Consider the following 25,472-nt stretch of genomic DNA (forward strand, 5'->3'; position numbering starts at 1 on the left):
TTTTTGTTTTCTTCCTTATAAAAAAGGAGGAGCAACAATGAAAACAACGACACAATTGATCAAAATGAAAGAACAGGGTGAGAAAATCGTCATGATTACAGCGTATGACTATCCGGGAGCGAAATTTGCAGAAGCAGCGGATGTCGATATGATTTTAGTTGGCGATTCGTTAGGGATGGTCGTTCTTGGCTATGATTCAACGATGTTAGTTACAGTGGATGATATGATTCACCATAGTAAAGCTGTTCGTCGTGGGGCACAAAATACATTTGTCGTCGTCGATCTGCCTTTTGGTACGTATCATGGCGATTCAAATGAGGCGTTAAAAACAGCTGTACGCATCATGCAGGAGACGAATGCCAATGCGGTAAAAGTCGAGGGTGCTGGTGAAGTTCTAAAGGTAATTGAAAAGTTGACGCAAGCAGGGATTCCTGTCGTGGCGCATTTAGGCTTGCTTCCACAATCAGCAGGCGTATTAGGTGGCTATAAAGTGCAAGGAAAAACAGCACAGCAAGCAGAAAAATTATTGCAAGATGCCCGTGCTGTAGAGCAGGCAGGTGCTTGTGCCGTTGTCATCGAATGCATTCCACATCAATTAACACAGGCTGTTTCCAACGTTTTAACGATTCCGACAATCGGTATAGGTGCAGGAGTAGAGGCAGACGGACAGGTACTTGTTTTCCATGATTTATTGCAATACGGCAAGCATCATATCCCTAAATTTGTTGAGGCATTTGCCCATGTTGGTGATGAGATTGAGCGCGGTATAATAGCATATACAAATGCGGTAAGAGAAGCGACTTTCCCAACTTTAGCCCATAGCTTTACGATGAAGGAAGAGGAATTAACGCAGTTGTATGGAGGAGCCATTAAATGAACGTAATCCATACAATTGAAGCATTAAGAGCGATTATTTTAGAAAACAAGCAAAAAGGCAAGCGCATAGGACTTGTACCTACAATGGGTTATTTACATGAAGGGCATTTAAAACTTGCCTCGCAAGCACGTACAGAAAATGATGTGGTCATTATGAGCATTTTTGTCAATCCAACACAGTTCGGTCCAAATGAAGATTTTGAATCATATCCGCGCGATTTACAGCGAGATACAAAGTTGGCAACATCGGTTGGGGTAGATGTTATTTTCGCTCCTTCTGTTGAAGAAATGTATCCACATGATGGCGGGATATCCATTCTGGCAGGGCATCAAGCGACATTATTATGTGGTGCAAGTCGCCTTGGTCATTTTGATGGTGTGCTGCAAGTCGTAGCTAAATTATTTAATCTCATTCAGCCAGACATTTCGTATTTTGGTCAAAAAGATGCCCAACAAGTAGCGATCATTCAAACGATGGTGCGCGATTATAATTTTCCTGTAGAACTTCGAATTGTACCCGTTGTGCGTGAGGAGGACGGACTAGCGAAATCGAGCCGCAATGTGTATTTATCAGAGACTGAGCGATCACAAGCCCCGGCCATCCAGCAAGCATTGCAATTAGCGAAACGTGAATTAATGAAGTCGGGAAATGTTGAAAAAAGCATACAACTAGCGGAGAAAATCATTGAAGAAAATGTGGAGGGACGCATCGATTATTTAACCCTTCTATCGTATCCAGATTTAGCGGAAGTGACTACAGAAACAGATCAAGTACTACTTGCAGTGGCAGTATATATTGGTAAAACACGCTTAATTGACAACTTAATCTTTTCATTTAAAGGGGAACATGCTCATGTTTAGAATGATGATGAATAGTAAAATTCACCGTGCACAAGTAACACAGGCCGATTTAAATTATGTAGGCTCGATTACAATTGACCAAGATATTTTGGATGCAGTTGGAATGCTACCAAACGAAAAAGTGCATATTGTTAATAATAATAATGGCGCAAGATTTGAAACGTATATTATTGCCGGCGCGCGCGGTTCGGGTGTGATTTGTGTCAATGGGGCCGCTGCACGACTTGTTCAAAAAGGCGATATTGTCATTATTATTTCCTATGTGTATGTCGATAATAAAGAAGTAGCTGACCACCATCCAACCGTAGCCATTATGGGCGACAATAATGTGATTGAGCAAATGATTGACTACGAGCCCGAAGCAACCGTACTTTAAATTAGTTTAACTCTAAATAAAGCGCTATTTTGATGAAATATCAAAGTAGCGCTTTTTCCATTGGGATTATTACAAATATTACATACTGAAATAAAAAATGGGTTTCTGTAATTTCCAAAAAATATCCCTGTAACCTTTCTGAAATATTAGATGAGTAGAATAGGAAGGGTTAGTAAATGTAAAAAGTACAAATGAGATGGGGGAAAAGACTTAAATGTTTCTAAAAAAAATGATTTTAAGCCTAGCCTTAATTTTAGTTAGTACGGCTTTATTAGGTCAAACAACAAGTGCAGCTACAGAAGAAAAACTTGAAGATTATGAAGTAGTGAAAACATTGAATGTGGAAGCAAGCGCATTTACAGCTAACTGTTCGGGTTGTGGAGGTAAAACGGCATATGGTATAGATTTAAAGAAGAATCCAGACATTAAATTAATCGCAGTCGATCCAAAAGTGATTCCACTTGGCACGAAAGTATGGGTTGAAGGATATGGAATTGCCATTGCAGGCGATACAGGTGGTTCAATTAAAGGGAATAAAATTGATATTTTTGTGAAAACAAAAACAATCGCATATAATTGGGGCAGAAAAAAAGTAGAAATTAAAATTTTAAAATAAATTGATATAACACAGCGAAAGAAGCGTTCTTTCGTTGTGTTTTTGTTTTTGGCGGATAGAAAGACCAAAGTGACGGATAAAAAGGAGAAAGTGACGGATAGAAACTGAAATCTGACGGATAGGACGATCACTCAGCCAAACTTCCCGATTAAATTCGTGGGAAAACACAGTAAAATGAATGCTAAGTTTGGTAAAATCAAAATAAAAAGAAATTCGAGGGAAATAAAATGAAGCAAACGGTATTATGTATCGGGGAATTGTTAATTGATTTTTTTTGCCAGCAAGTCGAAACTGATTTACAGCATGGAAAAACGTTTGAAAAACATGCAGGAGGTGCACCGGCAAATGTTTGTGCAACGATTGTTAAATTAGGTGGACAAGCAGAATTTTGTGGCAAAGTGGGGGCCGATCAGTTTGGGCAGTTTTTAGAAAGGACGTTAATAGAAGCAGGTGTAGGTGTATCCCATTTAGTTAAAGATGTACAAGTACCGACAACACTAGCTTTTGTTTCGCGCAAAAAAGATGGGGAACGAGATTTTCAATTTTTTCGTGGGGCAGATGAACAATTGCACAGAAAGGATATTGCATTAGAAAAACTGATTGATTATCCGATTTGCCATTTTGGCTCTGCAACCGCATTGCTCTCTCCACCATTTTGCGATGTATACCGAGAAGTTTTTGAAGAGTCTATTCAACAGCAACGCTTCGTGTCATTCGATCCCAATTATCGAGCGGATTTATGGCCAAATCGCCAAGAAGAGTTTATTGAAAAGTGCAAGCTGTTTATTGCGAAAGCGGATTTCATCAAGGTGAGTGAAGAGGAATTGCTTATTTTAACGAATGAAATAAACAGAAATAAGGCTATTGGAAAATTACACGAAATGGGCGCGAACTTAATCGCTGTGACGTTAGGGAGTAAGGGATGCATTTTATCGAATGGCAAACGTATAGAGCTAATTTCATCAATTCAAATAAATTCAATTGATTCCACTGGCGCAGGCGATGCATTTGTTGGGGCCATGCTCTATCAATTCAGTTTACTTCTAAAGCCAAAGCAAATTGATTTCGAAACATTGTATCAGCTCGTGCAATTCGCCAATTATGTAGGGGCTATTGTTTGTGAAAAAGTGGGGGCAATTGCGGCATTACCAACTTATGATGAAGTCGAAACGAGAATAAGGTGACAATGAAATGACAAAACAAAACCCTATGTGACTACTCAAAAAGAGTAATCCAATAGGGTTTTGCTCTTATAAAATAGATGGTCATGTCAATGGGATGAACAGATGCAATAACTTACTTAAAATCTTTCGTCAATTGATTAATTATTTTACTTCTTGAGAATGAGATCCATTTTGGAGTACCTTTATTCGATAGTGATCCCTGCACTTGCAGTACCTGTAAGTACCTGAACTACAGTAACTCCTGACACAGTAATTGAATACACCATTACTAAACGGTCACCCTGTGCTACAGGGATAGGCGTTAGATTTGCTGAAGCAGCAAAAACTTGACCTATAGAGACAGCACCTGTGATTGGTGGACTTAAATCAACAGATGCAGCAGTAGCAGTGTAGATAGCACTTGTTCCAGTAGCTTTATAGATTGTAGCATTGATTGTAGTTGTTCCAACAAGGGCAACGCCTAATAGCTCTTTAAAGGAAGCAGAAATAGCAGTAATATTACCTGCACGTGGAACAACGAAAGCTTCAGTTACAACTGCAGATAAGTCTAACGTATTGCCTACAACAGCTACAGCAGGAGTCGCAGTACCAAATCCGATTTGTTGAGGTACACCTAATAAACCACCTGCAACCGTAGCTAATACGACTGACGTTAGCCCAGAAGAGAATGGGATGATGGAACCTCTGTTAACTGGTGGTACGATACAAGCTTGATCAATAGCTAAAAATGGACCAAGTTGTTGACAGTTATTTTGCCCGCCTGAGCGACCGCAACTACCTCCGCAACCACAGCCACATCCGCCTTGATTTTTATTGTTTGAAAACATTTGAACACCTCCTTTCTCCATTATCATATTTTGAAAAATGAAAGTGGCAGGGGCTATTAACTATGAGGGGGTGGTAATTTTTAAACTCTCTTATTACGGTTTTTTTCTTCAATTGAATCGTATTGTATGTCATACAATAGGAAGAATAAAAGTGAATATCTTACAGAAATCAAAGGAGCGGCTATCGTTTAGCCTTCAAAAAAACAACAAAACGCCCACTTCGGAATCTAGAGGAATCCTAGGTGGGAGTTTTATTGTCGAAAAAGATGAATGGATGTAAACAAAAAAATATTTGACATGAAGATCTACTCATTTATATTTCGCTATATAGGTGTTCGTAATGTAAAAGAGTATTGAGAAATTAAGTTCTATCGTTTTGAATGCTATATGATTTAATTCCTTCTTCTAAAAAGGTTAAGAAATGAGCTAAATCCATCTTTTTTGTGTTCCTCAGGTTCCGCTTCATTTAAATCTAAATCATTCAAAGGTTCCCCTTGAATAACATTGATTTCTGAGGATTCGGTTTGATCGCCCGTTTCTTCAATTGTTAACTCCAAGGGAACTTCATGAAACTCTTCTACTACCGCAACAACACAAGCGATATCATCATCTATTGGAGCTGCGGAATGATCTGTTGCCTCAATTATTGTATTCATAATTTCAACGTCATTAGCTTTTGGAGCGGCAGAAATGTTTATTTTTTCTGCTATTAAATTACTATTTATAGGTTCATCAATTATTGGGACAACGGAAATAACAATTTCGTTAGCCTTAGTAGTTGTGCTTTCCATTTGATCAATTATTTGAACTGTGGGATGATCAATTTTTTCAGCTATCATCATTGAATTTTCACTGTCCTCAACAATTGGAACTGTTGAATCAACGATTTCTTCTGCTGTCGAATTATTACGATCTACTTCATCAACTATTTGAACAATGGAACTACTCGCTTCACTAGCTATGTCTATTGGTGGATTTTGCGTAGGTTCATTTTTATAAATTGGAATTTCATGAACAGAAGATTCATTTTTAAAATGAAATGATGAAGTATTTGAAATATTTTTATATAAACCATTATACATATGGCTTGGGTGCGTACCAATGGATTGAAAGTATTGATGATTAAAATGTCGTTCTTCTGGAGGATTTTGTGTAGTTGGATTGCTTGCAACGGGTTTATCGATAAAGTCTTCTGGCTTCGTGCTACGAGCGAGCCCAGCTAATTTTTGCAATTGCATATAAGATGGTGAATTATTTTTGAGTAAAAATGGCTCTTTCACTTGTGGGATTTCCTCATGATTTTTAAAAGCTTGAATGGTAAAAAATGAAGGAGGATTCTCGGTGCTTTGATTACTATTTACGTTTGGTGGGTCATCCATCTCAACTTTTAAATCCTTTTTTAACAACAATGAAATTTCTTGATTCATCTCATCAACGGTTTGGCTCAGTATGTCAATTTGATTGGCAATTTGTTTTACTTTCTCCCCGTATCCACCATCGAATGGTGTGCCTTGGTTTTCATCTACTGTTTTAGCGAGCCCTTCAAGATGTGCGATTTGAATTTTGAAGCCGTCGAATTCCTCCTTCTTAGTTAGAAACTCTTCAATAGAAGTGCCCTTTTTTAATGTCGTTAACGTTTCCCTATATACAGCGATTTTTTGTTTCAGTCTTTCAATATTTTGTGTGGAGTACAATTTTGTATCTCCCATTGTAATTCACTCCTTCCAGTCCATTCATATTTTATTGGAAATGTATTCGTTATGTTACAAATGTCTCGATATTTTGTATTTTTTTCTGTTAGCTAGCAGTTCGAAACGCTCCTCTAAAGGAAGTGGCAAAATACAAGATGAAGTTATTTAAAAGCCCATGCACCAATAACTGCAACCGCATATGCTACAAACGAAAGACAAAAAAAATAAATGGAGGTGCCAAAAAAGATGCAAGAGATTAAGCCATCACATGATCGACGTGAATATATTTGTATCAATGTTGATAAGGTATACGACTGGGTTGTAAAGGAACTATCGTTTGATTTTTCTCCAGCAGGACCAATTTCTTTTCCAGGTGTAACACCACCAGTAGACTTTACTGGAGCAGCTGTTACATGTAAAGTGACACCATCTGCAACGAATCCAATCGTTATTTTGAATCGTGAAGATCGCACATTTACAATTGAAGGTTCACGTGTATGTTTACAACACCTGAGTGTTCAAAAGAATTTTGATGTTACTCTTATAGTTACATTACCGAATGGAACAATGTATACGAGTGCAGCGATTCCTGTTACGCGATGTGAACAAGTTACATTGTGCGCGCCTAAAGGGACAGATGTAGAAATTACGTACACAGATTTAGATTGCTTCGTATGTACGACAGGAACGCTTACTGCTACAGCAGGATTCATTTCGTTTACTGCTTTATCAATTTCAGTGTCAGTTTGCCAAAGTATCCAGTCAACATTCCCAGTAACTGTTGAATTTTTAGCAAATTACTGCGAACCACGAGCAGATTTACCAAGTTCATGCTCGCCAACAGGTCGACCAAAGCAATGTCACGGACTATTCCCAAGTACTAATTGTTAATTGTGCTAACACAGTAAAAAAAAACATACGATAAAGAGAGGGATTATCCTCTCTTTATTTTTTTCGTTTAATGGAATAATGGATGTCCGTTACATAAGCTTTAGATTGTATGATTGTAAATTAAAAAAGGGGGAGTTAATTATGATGATTAACCAGGATCATGTAGAAGTGAAAATAGCAGAGCTTCAAAATCAAACGGCGGCCTATGTATTTGAAATTCAGCAATTGATAGCAGGACTTTCGATAGTTTCAAATGCCAATGTCATCAGCTATTTTACGGCATCAGTAAATATTTCTCATGATGCAGAACAGGAGAGCTTATGTCTAGGGAATTACCATATCCGTAATATTGGCAATGAGCCATTAACGAATATATATTTTTGCATGAAGTTACCTGAAAATTCACCATTTTCCTTCTCAGGGCAGTATGTTTATGAACACTTCAGCCAAAATTTAAAAAATTCGGCGAGTTGGGAGCGAATGAATGATCGAGCGAACAAAGAAGAGTTTTGGTTAAAACCATTAAATAATGCGTCCCTTGAACCGAATGAAACGATTGTATTTCCAAACTTCCAACTAAAATGGGCGAATAGCACATCGTATGCGGGCACGATTACGGGCGTTACGTATTGCGATCAATTGAAAGAGGGAGTACCAGCGATTAATCCAATCAATCTAAGTGGTAGCGGTTTTATACAGGAGGATGAACATGAGTGAACTAAATAATCAACAAACGGAAGGATTGATTGGTGAATTTTTGAAGGAGCAGTTGACACATGTGAAAAAATCTAATAATGGAGAAAATAACAGTTTTGTGTTCTTAGAAAAAAGTACGCTTAATGTGCTATTAGAGTATCTGTTGACAGGAAATAAGCGAAGTGCAAATGCCGTGATGAATGACGAATTTGGGGGAGTCATTGTGGCAAAATTGGATGAAATGATTGAAAATAACAAAATGGAATTTGAAGATATCATAAATAAGCTAAAAAACCTATCATGATTAGGAGGCACTACGGTGGATAATGAAAGCGTCAATATGAATGATACTTTTCAAATGCAACAATTAATCATTTTTTTGAAAGCGGAGTTAGCCAAATATAAAAATGAAGTAACGAAACATCAAGAAAGCGATTATTATTCACTTGTAGTAAGACTCGATGAAGAAAATAGTCAATTACAAAATCAAAATAAAGAATATTCCATCGAAATTTTGAAGTTAAAAAAAGAATTTGAAAATAAAACGAAAAATCATAATGAAATTATGTACACGCAGGAATTACAACGATTAAAACAAATTGCTGCCATAGAAAATTTATTGAAAGAAAAGGAAGAATTAAGGGCGTTAAATAAACAATTGTTGGATGAGTTAAAGACAGTGCAAGATGAGCTAGGCACGAAGAAAGAAAGTACAAACTTCATAAGTGAGGTTAATTTTAATGCGGTTATTGAAAATCTCGAACAGAAGTTGTTTCATTTCACCGAAGAAACGGGGAAAAAGATGACAGCTGCTATTAAAAATCTCGAAAGGGTTCAGAAAGAAGAAAACGAGTCGAATCAAATAAACACATATTTAATGAAAGAAAACGAAGAAAAAAGTGAAGAAATTACAAAACTCCAAAATGAAATCAACAGTTTAAAACAGCAAAATGCAAATCCGCAACAAAGTGAATCTTCCCTTCGAAATGGGAAATACGCAAAAAACACGCATTTACTTGCCTATTTAGATGCACAAATGAAGAAGATGTTGGAGCAGTCCATTGATTTCGAGGAACAATTGGATGTAAAATTACGTATCCTAAATGAGCTCGAACAAAAATTAAATCAGCTTACAGACGAAATTGAAGGGCGATAAATGAAGTATTACGATAGGAAATAAAATAAGTACTTGCCATTTATGGGATATGACAAACCATGGGTGGCAAGTATTTTTATGTTTAATTTTCCGCTTTATTATTGCTAATTTCGACTGGTTTCAATCGGAATTTTAAATAAAATGAGCCGAGTGCAGAAATACATAAGCATGCTAAAAATGTCCAGACGTTAAAAAAGAGATGATTTGTAAAAGGATTTAAATAGCCGATTTCATATTCAAAATATGGTTGGATTTTTTGTTTGAATTGAAAAATTCGGTAAACGGTAAAACTGACTAATAAGACAAAGGAAGTAAAGTAAATCGTTTTCAATATATCAACATTTAATTGGAAGTGATCATGGATTTTTTCAAATACCAACATCAATTTAAAAAAGAAATATAAAATGATCAAAAATGGAAAGGCAATAAAGAACAACGCAACATTGCCCCCGCCATTTAAATTTGACGGATCAAATGGGACAGTTAATAGATTTGTTATTGCAAACGCGGCAATTGTGATAAAACCTGACACAATGAAACCGAGCCAAAAAAGTATCCTCATAATGATTTCCTCCTAAAAAGTCCACTTGTCATTTAATGCGATACGTTTTATTTCTACTTAATGTATCAATTCACCTCTAATAGTTGAGGTTTATTTGTTTTTATAAAATGTAACCCCTCCTAGTAAAACAAAATCCAAACTCTCTCAAATACTAGCCACAACTTCCTATCCCTCATTTCACTTTAGATTGTCCGCACATATTTTGGTAAATACTCTAAATTGAAGTATTAAACAACCAAAAGTTAGTAATACTGAAAAATAGAAATATGTACCACCATTCAAATGGAGCATAGTCATAGCTAAAAAATAATAAGTGGATTTTTGAAGTTTGAAGAAAGTGAGGAATTATGTGGTATTCAAAAAATAAAAATCAAAAAGCGTCAATTCCTCAAAGCTCGGAAACGAATCAAGCTGCGGAATCGAATCAAAAAGCGGTCATTAAGTTAAAAACGTCTCTTCAACAAAATATACAAACGATACAAAATACCCTTGGAAAAAGTTCGGATATTGTTACGCGTGAAATTCGAATTGGAAAACAAGGAAACATTAAAGTTGGTATTTTATATACAGACGGATTAACGGATACAGCTTCGTTACAGGATTTTATTTTAGAAACACTAATGTTAGATTTAAACGAAATAGATTTGCAGGAAAAGACTTCACCAAATCAAAACTTTATTAGTGTATTAAAAGATGTTGCTTTAACAGTAGGAGAAATAAAAGAAGTAACGAATCTTGAGGTCATCATTACGAGCCTTTTATCGGGGGAAACAATTCTTCTAATCGACGGATATGCACAAGTTTTAGTCATTTCCAATAAAAAATGGGCAGAGCGCGCGGTTAGTGAACCGACAGCCCAAACGGTAGTACGAGGATCTCAAGAAGGATTTAATGAAAATTTACGTGTCAATACGGCCCTCATTCGTCGGAGAATTAAGGATCCGAACCTAAGGATCGAATCAAAGGAAATTGGAATGCGTACGAAAACGAATATTGCCATCGTTTATATTCAGGATATTGCAAATGAAAAAATAGTGGAAGAAGTTCGTTTACGTTTGAATCGAATAGACATCGATGGTGTTCTGGGAGGCGGTAGTTTAGAAGGACTTATCCAGGATTCAGCCTATTCACCTTTCCCGACCATTTTCAACTCAGAGCGGCCGGATGTAGTAGCTTCTGAACTACTGGAGGGGCGCATAGCGATTGTAGTGGATGGGACACCCTTTGTGTTAGTCGTTCCAGCGCTATTTGTTCAGTTTTTCCAATCGCCTGAAGATTATAATCAACGTACGATAATCGGGAGTCTTGTTCGTTTCCTGCGATTTATAGCATTTGGCATCTCTTTGCTTGCACCGTCAGTATATATTGCCATCACAACGTTTCACCAAGCGATGCTACCGCCGTCACTTCTCATTAGTTTGGCAGCCCAGCGAGAAGGTGTCCCATTTCCTGCATTCATTGAAGTACTCATTATGGAAGTCACCTTTGAAATTTTACGGGAAGCGGGTATCCGAATGCCGCGCTCTATCGGTTCAGCTATGTCGATTGTAGGAGCTTTTGTTATAGGCACAGCAGCGGTTGAAGCAGGGTTAGTCTCAGCTATGATGGTCATAGTCGTGTCAATAACTGCCATAACTAGTTTTGTTCCAGCATCTTACGAAATCGCGATTTCAGTAAGGATCATACGCTTTTTATTCATAGCGTTAGCCGCTACATTTGGTATTTTTGGCATTGTGATTGGTTTAATTGCCCTTGTTTTGCATTTATGTAGTTTACGTTCTTTTGGCGTACCTTATATGTCTCCGTTAGCGCCATTTAATATTTCCGATCAAAAGGATACGTTTATTGTGTTACCTATATGGAAAATGACGACTCGACCTCACCTAATTGGTAAAAAGAATAGGGTGAAGCAACAAGATTCAGCCTCTGCAAAACCAGCACCACCCAAAAAATAAAAGAAATGAAGGGAGTTTGCGATGAAAAAGTACATGTTTGGTCTCCTATTTTTCAGCCTATTTCTTTCGGGATGTTGGGACCGGCGAGAATTAAATCAACTCGCCATTGCAGTGGCATTTGGATTCGATAAAGTTGATGATGAATATTTAGTATCCGCTCAAGTAGTTGTACCTTCAGAAATGTCCACAAGTGGAGGTACCGGAAAATCGCAAGTGACCCTTTTTACCGCAAAAGGTAAAACGGTTTATGAAGCATTTCGAAAAATGACAAAGGAATCGCCACGGAAAATTTACCCAGGACATTTACAAATGCTTGTCATTGGTGAGGAATTAGCTGAAGAGGGAATCGGTGAATCATTGGACGTATTGACTAGAGATCCTGAAATTCGGCCAGATTTTTATGTTGTAATTGCTAAAGAAACTTCTGCTACTGAAATTTTAAACGTCACAACAACGATTGAAAGCGTTCCAGCTAATAAAATGTTTAAAAGTCTTAAAGTATCAGAAGAAGCTTGGGCAGGAACGAAAAGTATTAATCTTGATGAACTATTAACAGATTTGATAAGCGAAGGAAAGGAAGCCGCGGTTACGGGAATTAAATTAATAGGCGATCCAAAGTTAGGATCAAGTAAACAAAATGTAGAATCGATTACACCTGCAGCTTCTTTAAAGTATGATCATTTAGCGATTTTTAAAGGAGATAAATTGGTAGGTTGGTTAGATGAAAATGAAACCGTAGCATTTAGTTACATCTCAAACACTGTAAAAACAACCGTAAGACCTATTGCTTGCCCGAATGAAGGGGAAGCCACAATAGAGGTTATTAAATCCAAAGCTGAAGTAAAAGGGAATGTGAAAAACGGTAAGCCTGAAATAAATATTAATGTTCAAGTAAAAGGAAATGTAGGATCGGTACTATGTAAAATTGATTTAAATGACTTGGAAACAATCGCCGAACTTGAAAAAAGCTTTGAAAAAAAAGGAGTAGCAAATGGAAAAGAGACGATTGAAACATTGCAAAAACAATATAATGTAGACATCTTTGGTTTTGGTGAAGCCATTCATCGATCGAACCCAAAAGAGTGGGATAAAATAAAAGATAATTGGGATGAAGAATTTCCCAACTTGACGACGAATATTAATGTTGATTTGAAGATACTTAGGACAGGTACTACAGATAGAACTTTTTTGGAGAAGGTAAATGAATAAAATTAAGCTTAAAATATAGAGAATGAATTTTCTTTTATAAAAAATAAATGAACTTTAAGGAAGGGATGCCATGATATGAAATGATGCAAAATATAAAAATAAACGCGTATCAATTTCTAGTTTTAGTTACGTTTTTTTCAATGGGGACGAGTATTTTAATCATCCCAGCAGTTTTAGCTGAGGGAGTGAAACAAGATGCTTGGATTGCCGCAATCTTCGGTACAATAATTGGAATAATCGTAATATGGCTATTTTGCTTATTAGCCCAATGGTTCCCGAATCTTACCTTTGTTCAAATTAATGAAAAGATATTAGGGAAGTGGGTTGGAAAAGCGGTCTCTCTAGTGTTTGTATTTATGGCTTTTATCTATGCTGCGAGTCTTTTGTTCTATTCGGGGACATTCCTAAACATACACTTGATGCCAAATACCCCAATGATAGCACTTAATATCCTTTTAGCACTCGTTGTTGTTATAGGTGTCTATCTCGGTTTAGAGACGATTGCCCGCTCTGCTGAAATATTTATCTTATTTTTTACTGTTCTTTTTATCCTTTTAGTATTTTTTATTTTACCCGAAATTAAGCTGGTAAACATACAGCCTATTTTTGAAGCAGGACCACTAACCATCCTTAAATCATCTGTCTCTTTAATTGAAGTTACTGCTGTCGATGCGGTCGTGTTATTAATGATTTTTCCTGCTTTTATTAACAATTTAAAACAAGCTAAAAATTCCTTTTATATCGGATACTTAATAGGTGGATTGGTCATCATTATCCTGACATTTTTAAGTATTGCAGTATTAGGACCTTATAGTACGGCAGCTGAATATCATCCGAGCTATGAATTGGCTAAAAGAATAAATTTCGGGGATTTTATACAACGTATTGAAGCATTGATGGCTGGCTTATGGATTCTTGCCCTTTATTTTAAAACAACCCTTTATTTTTATGCATCGGTATTAGGATTAGCACAAATTTTAAATTTAAAAGATTACAAACCTTTAATAATGCCTTTAGGAGCAATTGTCGTAGTCCTTTCTCTTATACTTTATCCCAATGTTATGTATCAAAAACAATGGAACGCAACAGTGGGTATAATTTATTCCTATTCGATTGGCGTAGCATTACCTCTATTATTAATAGCCGTAAATTCCATCCGAAAAACACATTTGAAAAAGGAGAAGCCTGCTGGATAAACAGTGACTTCTTTTTTTTGTGGGCGTAAAAAATAAAATCCCTTTCTGTTATGATATTTTGTATGGAATGATGATTCTTCTAGGATATGCTATATAGAGAAGAAACTTAGATAAAAAAGGGGTGGGAAATATGCCAGTATATCATAAATTAGTGCGCGATTTGATTCCACAAGTTATTGAAGCGAATGGTAAAAAATGTGTCACAAAAGTGCTAGAGCCGAGTGAACATTTGGGGGAAATGAAAATGAAAATGCAAGAGGAGGCACTTGAATTTCAAGAAGCAAACTCCATAACCGATGCAGTAGAAGAACTTGCGGACATTTTGGAACTAGTGCATACAGCTTTACATATTTATGGTGTGTCTTATGAACAATTGGAACAGGTTCGCGTTCAAAAGAAAGAGCAACATTATAATTAAACACCATTAAAAAACTAGCCCAAACACTCTGGGCTAGTCCATCATTTATTTCGTATTTAGTTGTAGTGCAGGCCCAAAGAATTCAAAATGAATTTGGCTGTCAGGAATATTGCACTCATGTAATGCGTTAATCGCTGCTTCTAAAAATGGTACAGGCCCGCAAAGATATACTTGTGTATCTTTTGCTAAAACTGGACGTAATACATTCGCATCAATGAACTCATTGTTATCAGAGTATAATACTTTATGATGTGCATTACTGTCTTTTTTGAACGCACTAAACAGCTTCTTCAAACCAGTTGGGCCGTTTAAAGCATTCATTTTATTTTGGATATCTTCATGGAAAGCTAAAACATTTTCGTTACGTGCACATTGGATGAATGTCACATTTTCTTTCCCTTCAATTGATTGGAACATCGCGTTTAAAGGAGTTACACCAACCCCCCCACTAATGAATAGTACAGGTGCTGTTGTCGGTTCGTATGTGAAGACACCCGCTGGAGTACTTACATCAATGATTGTGCCAACAGCTGCTTCGTGTAGGAAGTTCGATACTTTCCCTTTAATATTATTGTCGTTTTCACGCTTTACAGAAATACGGAATTCCTGTGCATTACTTGGTTGTGATAATGTGTATTGACGATTTAGCATGTACTCTTCACCAGGTGCAGTTACACGAATCGTAACGTATTGACCTGGTTTGTACGCCGGTACTTTTGAGCCGTCTACTGGTTTAAAGTAGAAAGACGTCACATCATCACTTTCTTTTTCAGTGCGATCAATCTTAAATTGTTTGAATGCACGCCAGCCACCGTTATTCTCGGCTGCTTTATATAAATCTTCCTCTACTGAAATAAAGATGTCAGCAATTACGCCATATGCTTTGCCCCATGCTTCGATAATTTCGTCTGTTGCCGCATCTCCTAATACTTCTTTAATTGCTGCAAGTAAGTACTTTCCTACAATAGGGTAATGCTCTGGTAAAACACCTAGACTTACGTGTTTATGAGCGATTTGTACTACTACTGGAACGATTGGCTCCAAGTTATCGATATGTTGAGCTGCGGCATATACCGTATTTGCTAATGCGGTTTGTTGGCGACCTTGTGATTGGTTTGTATGGTTGAAAATATTTAATAATCCTGGATTGTCTTTAAATAAATTACTATAAAAAGTTTTTGTAATGGCTACGCCGTGTACTTCTAATACTGGTACTGTTGATTTAATAACGTTAATTGTATGTTGATCTAACATGCTGAACACGTCCTTTCGTGATAAATATATGCCTAATCATCGTTTAAAGCAATATATAAAATACATCTTTAACGAAATGGACACAAAGAAGTATATAAAATACATCTTTGTGTTGAAATAACTTTACAATTGTTGTGATGTCCATTAGATATAGCAAAACCTGATAATAAATTTGATTTGACGTAGTATGTTCTATTAAATGAAAATTAATGTACAATCTTATGTTGCAATCCAAATTTTGTCATGATAATGTGAAAATTGAGGTGGAAAATATGACAAATTTTGATTTAGCAGTAATTGGCGCAGGTCCCGGGGGATATGTGGCAGCAATCCATGCAGCAAAAAGTGGCTTAAAAGTGGCACTTGTAGAAAAAGATAAAGTGGGAGGGGCTTGCTATAATGTCGGCTGTATCCCTTCTAAAATTATGCTCGAACATAGTAAGCTTGTTCAAGAAATCCGACGAGGAACAGATTGGGGGATTACGGTTCCTACAATTAACATTGACTTTCCAAAGTTGATGCAACGAAAAGATAAGGTAGTAGAGCAACTATTAACGAATATTGAAGAATTTATCGGAAATGCACAAATTACAATGTTCCGTGGGGAAGCGACTGTGACAGCGGAGCGCAAAGTGATTGTTGGCGATGAATCATTTACAGCGACGAACGTCATTTTAGCAACAGGAAGCCGTCCGTTTGTTCCGCCTTTTAAAGGTTTAGAAATGTCAAACTACTATACAACGGATACATTTTTTGCGATACAAGAGCTACCAAAACAACTAACAATCATTGGCGGTGGAGTTATAGCAATTGAAATGGCCTTTGCTTTAGCACCGATGGGGACGAAAGTGACGGTATTAAATCATAGTAAAGATATTTTACAAACGGAAGAACCCGATGCGCGTCCTATTATTAAAGAGAAGATGGAGCAGTTAGGGATTGAATTAATTACAGATTTTACATTTGAAGAAATTCGAGCAAATGAAATTCAAACTTCTATTGGCGTGCTTCCTTATGAGAATTTACTATTTGCAACGGGGCGTCGTGCGAATATACAAATTGCGGAAGCGCTTGAAATGCAGATGGATGGTCGTTTAATTCAAGTCAGTAATCATTATGAAACGAGCATTCCAGGCATTTTTGCGATTGGTGATTTAGTTGGAGGCTTCCAATTGGCGCATTCAGCTAGTGCGGAAGGCGTTCATACTGTGGATTATATTTTAGGAAAACATCCAAAGGTGATTAACCAACAGGAAGTGCCGCGCTGCGTGTATACCCATCCTGAAATTGCGACATTCGGAATGTTAGAGCATGAGGCACCAACGGATGCAATTGTAACGAAAATGTACTTGCCTACAAACCCAAAAGCCCTTTTAGAAGGGAATACACAAGGTTTTATGAAATTTGTGGCGAGCCCAGAAGGCGATATTTATGGGGCTTGTGTTGTTGGAGACGGGGCAACCGAAATGATTAATTCCATGCTTGCGGCGAAAGTACTTGGTGGTTCTGTGAAAGATTTGGCGCGCATGATTTTCCCGCACCCAACAGTGAGTGAGCATGTTGGAGATGCGGCAAGGTCAGTATTCGGCAAAGCAATCCATGCATAAATTTATCTATTTTACACGCATCTTATAATTGTGAAAAGGCATTTTGATTTTAAATCAAAATGCTTTTTTAGTGTTTTTGAAGAGGAAAGCAGGAGTGAAAATAATTGCCCTTTAGTAAAAGCCGAGCGTCCTATATAATGAAACTATTCTAAAAAAAGAAGATGATTGAGGTGTGAAATGTCTAAGGCAACTTTAGAATTACTAGAACAAGAAATACAAAACGCATTCGTTCATATTATTGATTTACAGCAGGAGGATAATTATGCAGAGATGAGCCAACAATTTGCGAAATTATTGGCATCGTTGCAGCAGCATCAATTAATTAGTTCATCATTACAACTTTTAGTAGAACCAGCGCAATGTTTGCACGAAACAAAAATTTTACTAGAAAGTTTGGAGGAGGCACAACAGCGGCAACACCGAAAAAAACGATTATTAACGCATCGGCAAATATTACAGTTGTGGCTACGGAAAAATTTACACTACAAACGAGAATATTTACCGAAGCTTTTTTGAACGTGTGAAGTTTGGTAGGAAAAACCTTCAAAATGATGCCGTGTCACTATGAAAGGTAACTTGAAAGGAATTATTATGGATAAGAAAAACTTTATTTACGGGATACTGCTTACTTTTTTAATTGCGAGTAGTTCGTATATGCTTGCGAAATTACCTGTTTTATCGATTATCGGCCCACTTGCATTGGCGATATTCATGGCAATCATCATTAGAAATTTCTTTTTTAATCCGACTAAATGGCAAAAGGGCATAACATTTTCAGCTAAAAAAATACTACGGTTTGCGATTATTTTATACGGTGTTCGATTAAACATGGTCGTTATTTTCGATGAGGGGCTGCCATATTTAGTCCGCGCTATTTTTGCAGTTATAATAGGGATAGGTGTCATGCTTCTCTTAGCGAAATGGTTAAAAGTAGATACGAAATTTGCGTTATTACTTGGGGGAGGCACTGGAATTTGCGGTGCAGCTGCAATTGGAGCGATCTCACCAATTGTACGAGCGGATGATGATGATACAGCGCTAGCAGTGGGAATGATTTCACTTGTTGGGACGCTGTTCGCGCTAACTATGCCATTTTTAGGTAATGTTATCCAAATGTCGCCTGAAATGTATGGACAATGGGTTGGACTAAGTGTTCATGAAGTTGCACATGCGGCTTTAGCTGGAGCAGCATTTGGTGATGAATCATTAGCACCAGCATTTTTAGCGAAGTTGAGTCGTGTATTATTACTTGTGCCTGTTACGATGATTATTGTATGGATTGTATCGCGTAAGCAACAAACGGAAAATACGTCCAAACCGCCATTTCCTTATTTTGTACTTGGATTTTTAGCGATGTCAATCTTTAGTACAATTACACTTGAAAACGGCTGGATGTCCATTCAAATGCAACAATCGATCGCCACATTTGCATCGTTTTTATTAGCAATGTCAATGGCGGGCTTAGGTTTATCGATTAATTTAAAACAACTTCAAGCAAAAGCAATACGGCCGTTGTTGCTCCTTACACTAACGTCGGTTATATTATTTGCATCGATGCTAATTTTAGTTTAAGGACAAGAAATCTATGTGTTATTAGAATCATGTATAATTATATTTGAGATGGGCCTTGTGTAAATTCAAAATGTCAGAAAAGGTCCTTCTATTTGATTTTCTTTTGATCACAAATCAAAAGGAAATTTAAAAAACGGAAAAAATAGTTGCAATTTGTAAGAAGTTTTTGATACTATTAGATTATTCTAATACATAAGCAAGGCATGGAGGAGTCAGTCAACACTGGCACCGCTATGCCTTTTTTGTATAAAAGAAGGGGGAAAAATATGTTTATTTTTCAAATTGTTATCGTATTATTAGCAACGAAAATTGCCGGACATTTCAGTGTTCGATTAGGACAACCATCTGTTCTAGGGAAAATTTTAATTGGTATTTTAATCGGACCTGCAATGTTAGGTTGGGTTACTGACAATGAAATTATGAAAACATTTAGTGAAATCGGTGTAATTTTATTAATGTTTTTAGCAGGTTTGGAAACGGATTTAGATGAATTAAATGCCAATATGAAAGGTGCGGTATATGTTGCATTAGGTGGTATTATTTTACCAATTGCAATGAGTTATCCGCTCGCTTTAGCATTCGGACTTACACAAGGACAAGCGATTTTCATCGGTTTAACGCTAGCTGCTACATCAGTTAGTATTTCGGTTCAAACATTGAGTGAAATCGGTTGGTTAAAAAGTAGGGAAGGTTCTGTATTGTTAGGTGCTGCTGTTTTAGATGATATTATTGTTGTCGTTTTACTAGCAGTTGCAATGAGCTTCTTACTTGGAGATGATGTGTCAATTCCAACATTAATTGGTGGTAAAGTATTCTTCTTTATTCTACTATTTGTTGTAGCAAAATGGGTAATTCCGCCATTCTTAAAGGCATTTGCACGTTTAAAAATAACAGAAGCGGTGCTCAGCGGTGGATTAATTGCCTGTTTCTCACTTGCTTATATTGGTGAGCATTACTTTGGCATTGCTGCGATTATTGGTGCTTTCTTTATGGGGATTGCAATTGGTCGTACAGAATTTAAAGAAACGATTGAACATAAAGTTGAGCCGCTTGCTGGTGGTATTTTCGTTCCATTCTTCTTCGTAAGTATTGGCTTATCAGTAACTTTTGATGGGATTACAGAAAACATTTGGTTCTTAGTGATCTTCTCATTTGTTGCAATCTTATCTAAATTAATTGGTTCTGGTCTTGGTGCGAAAATGGCTGGATTCAATTGGAGATCTTCAGCTGGAATTGGTTCGGGAATGATTTCGCGTGGTGAGGTAGCGTTAATTCTTGCCGCTATGGGATTATCGAGCGGTTTATTACCAGCGGAAGATTATACGCCAATGGTAATTGTTATTATTGTAACAACACTTGTTACACCACCAATGTTAAAAGGTATTTTTGGTAGCCGTAATCAACAATTATAACTTGATTCAACAAATGAATGCCAAAAGTGCAATACTATTCAGTGGGGTTCAAACCCTGGCTGAATTGGGGAACAAAGGCTAAACCCGTCACGTCCTGTGACAACGCCTTTGTGACCAACATCGTGTTGGCCCAAGCCCCGGCGGATGTCACAGATTTTTAAGGGAAGTTTTTCGAGAGAACTCAAAAAAATCTGTACGCAATTACGCCAAGGCGTAATTGATAATTAATGATTGTAAAAAGCATTAATTTATTGTATTCTATTCTTTAGGTGCCAAAACCTCAGTGAAGTATTTGACTTCACAACAAAAGCGTCCATCCAACAGCACGGATTTGCTGGGAAGCTTTTGCATTGTGCAGGGAGATGAGCCCCTGCACACCTTACATAACGAATAATCCTAGCGTCGCATATTATATGTGGTGCTAGGATTTTTTTGTATAAAAAATAACCTTAGCCTTTATTCGTATTTACATGACTACTTATACGGAATTGTGATAAAATTTTGTTATCATTATTTGAACAGTGAGTTGAACTTAAAATGAAAGAAAGTCAAAAATATGCGATTGTTGATATCGAAACGACAGGGCATTCTCCTATGAATGGCGATCGAATGATTCAATTTGCGCTTGTCATTATGGAAGATTGGCAAGTGACAAAAAAGTTTTCCACTTTTATTCATCCAGGTAAATCGATACCCCTTTTTATTCAAGATTTAACGAATATTACGGATGCAGATGTAGCAAATGCGCAACCTTTCGAAATGCATGCACATAAAATTTATGAATTATTACAAGATACAATTTTTGTTGCACATAATACTGATTTTGACTTGTCCTTTTTACAAGCAGAATTTAAACGTGCCGGATTGCCTAAATGGTATGGCAAAAAAATTGATACGGTTGAGTTATCAAAAATTTTATTTCCAATGTCGTTTAGTTACAAGTTAGGGGATTTAGCAGGTGAGTTAAATATTCCACTTAAAAGCGCGCACCGGGCAGATGATGATGCTCTTGCAACAGCGTATTTATTGAAGCGCTGCTGGGAAGAGTTATTATTGTTACCGCAAAATACGCTCGAACAGTTGCATAAACGTTCGTTTCGTTTGAAGACGAATTTAGCTCAATTGTTTTTTGATGCACTTCATGTAAAACGAATGAAAGCAACGGATACGGGAGACCATGTGTATTACAAAAAACTCGCGATTCGTAAAATGGCACCAACACCGAAAATGCAAGATGGTACCATTTCCTATCCGTTTACGATTGAAGAGAAGATGGCATACTTACGGAAAGGCATGCCGCATTCAGAAGAACGTCCACAACAATTTCAAATGATGGACAGTATTTGGCATCATTTAAATGCCAAATCAGAGCATGTTATTGAAGCTTCGACAGGAATTGGGAAAACGATGGGCTATTTATTACCGTCGATATTTTATGCGATGCAAACGGGGAAAAAGGTAGGTATTAGTACGTATACATCGCATTTACTAGATCAGCTCCTGCAAAATGAAATTCCGATTTTGGAACAAATTTTAGGGCACCCTGTTAAAATCTCATTATTAAAAGGCATGAATCATTATATTGATGTAGAAAAATTCGAACAAATGTTAAAAGCATCTGACGAATCGTATGATGAAACTTTTACATTGCTGCAAACGTTAATATGGCTTACAAAGACAGAAACGGGTGATTTCAGTGAACTGAATGTTTCAGGTGGTGGGCAATTATTAATTGATAAAATTCGAAAAACAGAATTGCCGAAAACGACGATGCCACTGTATGACTTTTACGCACGTGCCATTCAAAATAGTCGACAAGCACAAATAATTGTGACGAACCATGCGATGTTGTTAGCAGATTTAGTGCGACATGAGCAAATTTTTAATGAAATAGATGGTTGGATTATTGATGAAGCGCATCAATTTGTTCAAGCAGCCATTAGTCAAGATGAAAAGATTTTTACGTATATGAACTGGAAATATTTATTTGGTCAAATTGGTAATGTGGAGGATGAGCAGCTTTTCTATCGGATAAAGCGAGGCGCTATAAAAAAACAGTTAGTTCATCCGTCGACTTTGCAGCAAGTTGAAAAGCGTTTTAACCAAATGGTCGCTGCATTTGATGAGGCGATTCATGTATTTGTCCGACATGTTCAGCAATCAACAAAGATGAATAGAAGAGAGCAGAAATTAACGGTATTTTTAGCTGAACTTCATTTACCTACAGACGTATTTTCGAACGTCACAATGGCGGTACAACGATGGATTGATGAAGCACAGCAACTAGCGCTCCAATTTTGTTCAGGAGTAGAAGAGCTAGCACCAGAGCATCTCTATTTAATCGAACAATGGAATTATTGGATTCGCGAATTTAAATTGAAAATAGCCGAATGGGATGAAGTGTTCCTTAAAGATGAAAATAGCTATTCTTGCTGGTTAGAACTGGATTGTAGAAGCGTTCCAGGAAGTATTCAAATCTTTAAAAAACCAATCGATGTGACACAAACAATTAAGGAATTATTTACGCCTATCCGTGAAAAATGCGCGGTTATTTGGACTTCTGGAACGCTAGCAGTGCCAAATAACGAACGTTTTATTTCGAATCAATTAGGGATTGATCCACAAGTGACGATTGAAAAGCTTCAAGCACCAGCGAGTTATTATGCAGGGGCAAAAGCATTCATTGTCACTGATATGCCAGATATTCAAACCGTTTCACAAAATGATTTTATTGAAGAGGTGGCCCATGCTGTCACGAACGTGGTGCGCATGACACAAGGGAGATGCTTCGTGCTATTTACATCCCAAGATATGCTGCGTAAAACAGTCGAGCTCATTCAAGAAAGCGAGCTGTTAAATGATTATATGCTGTTTGCGCAAGGCATTACTGCGGGCAGTCGGATGAGGCTGTTAAAATCATTCCAAAAATTCAACCATTCTGTGCTGTTTGGTACGAATAGTTTTTGGGAGGGTGTCGATGTTCCTGGTGATGGCTTATCGTCGGTCATTGTCGTTCGCTTGCCGTTTTCTTCACCAGACGAGCCAACGTTTAAGGCACGTGCACAATTTTTACAGCAGCAAGGGCTAAATTCATTTACTGAATTGTCCTTACCCGAAGCGATATTACGTTTTAAACAAGGGTTCGGTCGTTTAATTCGTTCTAGCCAAGATCGTGGCGTATTTATCATTCTGGATCGCCGAATTGATGCGAAATCTTATGGTTCGGAGTTTATCGAGGCATTACCGCCAATTTCGGTACAAAAACTGCCACTTGATAGTATGGTACAACAGCTTGGAAGTTGGTATAATAAATAACGATGCGGAAGGGAAGCAGGTCGACAATTATGAAACGAATTTTAGAAAATAACGTAGCTTTTCATGCATGTGGTGTCTACACGGAATGTATACGGGTGACGGCATGAAAAACTGGTTAATATTTGGTGTAGTCTTTATTTTATCTTTGTCACTTGTTATTTCAGTAATAGTATTCTGGAAAGCGACTGCACCGTTTAATGACATAGAGCAACAAGCTGAGGAGCTAGCGCTTGATACGAAGGCGCTGGCAATTATTTCGGAGTCCTATGTTTATAATGGAAATAAGCCATACGTTACTGTATTCGGAGTAGATGAATATGGTAAGGAAAAGGCAATTTTCGTCCCGATCAGTTTAGAAGAAAATTCAGTGCAGGAAGTATTTTTGCAAGATGGCATTTCCGAACAACAGGCTTTAACCGCCTTTCGTGATGAAACATCTGTACAAAAGGTGCTGCACACAAAGTTAGGTTTTGAGGAACCAGGCGCTGTATGGGAAATTACGTATATGAGCGAGTCGGGTAGTTTAAACTATGTGTATCTCTTGTTCGAAGACGGGCAATGGTGGAAACGCATATTGAATTTGTAGAGGAGAAATGGACATGAAACAATTGTTAGCAAACCGTGTAAAAACTTTAACACCATCTACAACTTTAGCGATTACAGCTAAAGCAAAAGAGCTAAAATCACAAGGTATTGATGTGATTGGTTTAGGAGCAGGTGAACCTGACTTTAATACACCAGAAAATATTTTAACTGCGGCGAAAAAATCAATGGACGATGGTTTAACTAAGTATACGCCAGCTGGGGGCTTACCTGCGTTAAAGCAAGCGATTATCGATAAACTTTCTCGCGATAATGGTCTTACATATAAAGCAAATGAAATATTAGTTGGTGTTGGGGCGAAACACGTACTGTACACATTGTTCCAAGTAATTTTAAATGAGGGCGATGAAGTCATCATCCCAATCCCTTACTGGGTTTCTTATCCAGAACAAGTGAAGCTAGCAGGCGGCGTACCAGTTTATGTGGAAGGCACAGCGGAGCAAAGTTATAAAATTACTGCTCAACAATTAAGCGATGCAATTACACCTAAAACAAAAGCAGTGATTATTAACTCACCTTCGAATCCATCAGGCATGATTTATTCAAAAGAAGAGTTAGCTGAGTTGGGAAAAGTAGCAGAGCAAAAAGATATTTTAATCGTTTCAGATGAAATTTACGAAAAGCTTGTTTACAATGGAGTAGAGCACTTTTCGATTGCACAACTTTCAGATCAAATGAAGGCACGCACAATTGTTATCAATGGTGTTGCCAAATCACATTCAATGACAGGTTGGCGTATTGGTTATGCGGCAGGCGATGCAACGATTATTAAGGCGATGACGGACTTAGCTTCCCATTCTACTTCAAATGCGACAACAACTGCACAATATGCAGCAATTGAAGCTTACAACGGTCCACAAACGGCTGTGGAAGAAATGCGTCTGGCATTTGAATCACGCTTAGAAGCGATTTTCCCGAAAGTTGCCGCTATTCCTGGGGTAAAAGTATTGGCTCCACAAGGCGCATTTTATTTATTACCAGACGTATCGGAAGCCGCTGCAAAAACAGGCTACGCGTCGGTTGATGATTTTGCGAGCGCGTTATTAACAGAAGCTAATGTTGCAGTAATTCCAGGCTCAGGCTTTGGCGCACCCGCAACAATTCGCATTTCATATGCAACATCATTAGATTTAATAGAAGAAGCAGTTCGACGTATTGATACTTTTGTCAAAGAAAAATGGCAACAATAAGATCG

General features: G+C 37.4%; 24 protein-coding genes. 20 read left to right on the forward strand and 4 right to left on the reverse strand.

The annotated features are described in order from the left end of the window. The first annotated feature begins 37 nt into the window (after positions 1 to 37). The 5 genes from panB (at position 38) to MHI10_RS06570 (ending at position 3,913) form a co-directional block, all read left to right on the forward strand. Positions 38 to 877: a 3-methyl-2-oxobutanoate hydroxymethyltransferase gene (gene panB / locus MHI10_RS06550; protein ID WP_340784020.1), complete on the forward strand. Its 840-nt coding sequence runs from the start codon at positions 38 to 40 to the stop codon at positions 875 to 877. Beyond that, complete coding sequence (panC, locus tag MHI10_RS06555; protein ID WP_340784022.1) at positions 874 to 1,737, forward strand: pantoate--beta-alanine ligase; 864 nt, start codon at positions 874 to 876, stop codon at positions 1,735 to 1,737. Before panB ends, panC begins: the two co-directional genes overlap by 4 nt. After that, positions 1,730 to 2,113: an aspartate 1-decarboxylase gene (panD, locus tag MHI10_RS06560; RefSeq protein ID WP_340784024.1), complete on the forward strand. Its 384-nt coding sequence runs from the start codon at positions 1,730 to 1,732 to the stop codon at positions 2,111 to 2,113. Before panC ends, panD begins: the two co-directional genes overlap by 8 nt. Positions 2,114 to 2,327: 214 nt before the next feature. Continuing rightward, positions 2,328 to 2,729, forward strand: coding sequence for a 3D domain-containing protein (locus MHI10_RS06565; RefSeq protein WP_340784026.1), 402 nt, complete (start codon positions 2,328 to 2,330; stop codon positions 2,727 to 2,729). 227 nt (positions 2,730 to 2,956) lie between these two features. After that, complete coding sequence (locus MHI10_RS06570; protein ID WP_340784027.1) at positions 2,957 to 3,913, forward strand: carbohydrate kinase family protein; 957 nt, start codon at positions 2,957 to 2,959, stop codon at positions 3,911 to 3,913. A 182-nt stretch (positions 3,914 to 4,095) separates the two neighbouring features. On the opposite strand, the gene MHI10_RS06575 is transcribed toward MHI10_RS06570, so the two are convergent. Both MHI10_RS06575 and MHI10_RS06580 read right to left on the reverse strand, forming a co-directional pair. Beyond that, entirely contained in the window at positions 4,096 to 4,740 is a 645-nt protein-coding gene (locus MHI10_RS06575) for an exosporium glycoprotein BclB-related protein (RefSeq protein WP_340784029.1), read from the reverse strand. Positions 4,741 to 5,132: 392 nt separating this feature from the next. After that, positions 5,133 to 6,449 (reverse strand): hypothetical protein, encoded by a 1,317-nt coding sequence (locus tag MHI10_RS06580; protein WP_340784032.1) that lies wholly within the window; start codon positions 6,447 to 6,449, stop codon positions 5,133 to 5,135. A gap of 228 nt (positions 6,450 to 6,677) precedes the next feature. Here MHI10_RS06580 and MHI10_RS06585 point away from each other — a divergent pair, with 228 nt between their 5' ends. From MHI10_RS06585 to MHI10_RS06600, 4 genes are all read left to right on the forward strand, one after another. Beyond that, complete coding sequence (locus MHI10_RS06585; protein WP_340784035.1) at positions 6,678 to 7,322, forward strand: hypothetical protein; 645 nt, start codon at positions 6,678 to 6,680, stop codon at positions 7,320 to 7,322. 141 nt (positions 7,323 to 7,463) lie between these two features. Then, entirely contained in the window at positions 7,464 to 8,039 is a 576-nt protein-coding gene (locus MHI10_RS06590) for a hypothetical protein (RefSeq protein WP_340784038.1), read from the forward strand. Further along, entirely contained in the window at positions 8,032 to 8,322 is a 291-nt protein-coding gene (locus tag MHI10_RS06595) for a hypothetical protein (protein WP_340784039.1), read from the forward strand. The genes MHI10_RS06590 and MHI10_RS06595 overlap by 8 nt, the downstream gene beginning before the upstream one ends. 15 nt (positions 8,323 to 8,337) lie before the next feature. Then, positions 8,338 to 9,174, forward strand: a complete 837-nt coding sequence (locus tag MHI10_RS06600; RefSeq protein ID WP_340784042.1) for a hypothetical protein — start codon at positions 8,338 to 8,340, stop codon at positions 9,172 to 9,174. Between the two features lie 82 nt (positions 9,175 to 9,256). On the opposite strand, the gene MHI10_RS06605 is transcribed toward MHI10_RS06600, so the two are convergent. Further along, positions 9,257 to 9,736: a hypothetical protein gene (locus tag MHI10_RS06605; RefSeq protein WP_340784045.1), complete on the reverse strand. Its 480-nt coding sequence runs from the start codon at positions 9,734 to 9,736 to the stop codon at positions 9,257 to 9,259. A gap of 347 nt (positions 9,737 to 10,083) precedes the next feature. Here MHI10_RS06605 and MHI10_RS06610 point away from each other — a divergent pair, with 347 nt between their 5' ends. The 4 genes from MHI10_RS06610 (at position 10,084) to MHI10_RS06625 (ending at position 14,514) form a co-directional block, all read left to right on the forward strand. After that, positions 10,084 to 11,691 (forward strand): spore germination protein, encoded by a 1,608-nt coding sequence (locus MHI10_RS06610; protein ID WP_340784047.1) that lies wholly within the window; start codon positions 10,084 to 10,086, stop codon positions 11,689 to 11,691. A gap of 21 nt (positions 11,692 to 11,712) precedes the next feature. Then, entirely contained in the window at positions 11,713 to 12,900 is a 1,188-nt protein-coding gene (locus MHI10_RS06615; RefSeq protein ID WP_340784048.1) for a Ger(x)C family spore germination protein, read from the forward strand. 80 nt (positions 12,901 to 12,980) lie between these two features. Then, complete coding sequence (locus MHI10_RS06620; protein WP_340784050.1) at positions 12,981 to 14,096, forward strand: GerAB/ArcD/ProY family transporter; 1,116 nt, start codon at positions 12,981 to 12,983, stop codon at positions 14,094 to 14,096. A 130-nt stretch (positions 14,097 to 14,226) separates the two neighbouring features. Then, the gene (locus MHI10_RS06625; protein ID WP_340784052.1) at positions 14,227 to 14,514 is read left to right on the forward strand and encodes a nucleoside triphosphate pyrophosphohydrolase; all 288 of its coding nucleotides are present in this window, start codon (positions 14,227 to 14,229) and stop codon (positions 14,512 to 14,514) included. A 45-nt stretch (positions 14,515 to 14,559) separates the two neighbouring features. On the opposite strand, the gene hmpA is transcribed toward MHI10_RS06625, so the two are convergent. After that, positions 14,560 to 15,768: an NO-inducible flavohemoprotein gene (hmpA, locus tag MHI10_RS06630; protein ID WP_340784054.1), complete on the reverse strand. Its 1,209-nt coding sequence runs from the start codon at positions 15,766 to 15,768 to the stop codon at positions 14,560 to 14,562. A gap of 272 nt (positions 15,769 to 16,040) precedes the next feature. Between hmpA and lpdA the strand changes: the two genes are divergently transcribed. From lpdA to MHI10_RS06665, 7 genes are all read left to right on the forward strand, one after another. Next, positions 16,041 to 17,375 carry a dihydrolipoyl dehydrogenase gene (lpdA, locus tag MHI10_RS06635; protein WP_340784056.1) on the forward strand — a complete coding sequence of 445 codons (1,335 nt, stop codon included), beginning with the start codon at positions 16,041 to 16,043 and terminating at the stop codon, positions 17,373 to 17,375. 177 nt (positions 17,376 to 17,552) lie between these two features. Further along, on the forward strand, positions 17,553 to 17,891 hold the full coding sequence (locus tag MHI10_RS06640) for a transketolase (protein ID WP_340784058.1): 339 nt from the start codon (positions 17,553 to 17,555) through the stop codon (positions 17,889 to 17,891). Positions 17,892 to 17,939: 48 nt separating this feature from the next. Continuing rightward, positions 17,940 to 18,947 carry a YeiH family protein gene (locus MHI10_RS06645; protein ID WP_340784060.1) on the forward strand — a complete coding sequence of 336 codons (1,008 nt, stop codon included), beginning with the start codon at positions 17,940 to 17,942 and terminating at the stop codon, positions 18,945 to 18,947. A 266-nt stretch (positions 18,948 to 19,213) separates the two neighbouring features. Continuing rightward, positions 19,214 to 20,359, forward strand: coding sequence for a cation:proton antiporter (locus MHI10_RS06650; RefSeq protein ID WP_340784062.1), 1,146 nt, complete (start codon positions 19,214 to 19,216; stop codon positions 20,357 to 20,359). 537 nt (positions 20,360 to 20,896) lie between these two features. Beyond that, positions 20,897 to 23,674, forward strand: a complete 2,778-nt coding sequence (gene dinG, locus MHI10_RS06655) for an ATP-dependent DNA helicase DinG (RefSeq protein WP_340784063.1) — start codon at positions 20,897 to 20,899, stop codon at positions 23,672 to 23,674. Between the two features lie 103 nt (positions 23,675 to 23,777). Next, a complete protein-coding gene (locus MHI10_RS06660; RefSeq protein ID WP_340784067.1) occupies positions 23,778 to 24,260 on the forward strand; it encodes a cell wall elongation regulator TseB-like domain-containing protein in 483 nt (160 codons plus the stop codon). A gap of 13 nt (positions 24,261 to 24,273) precedes the next feature. Next, on the forward strand, positions 24,274 to 25,467 hold the full coding sequence (locus MHI10_RS06665; protein ID WP_340784069.1) for a pyridoxal phosphate-dependent aminotransferase: 1,194 nt from the start codon (positions 24,274 to 24,276) through the stop codon (positions 25,465 to 25,467). Positions 25,468 to 25,472 lie beyond the last annotated feature (5 nt).

Source organism: Solibacillus sp. FSL K6-1523 (assembly GCF_038005225.1).
GTDB lineage: Bacteria > Bacillota > Bacilli > Bacillales_A > Planococcaceae > Solibacillus.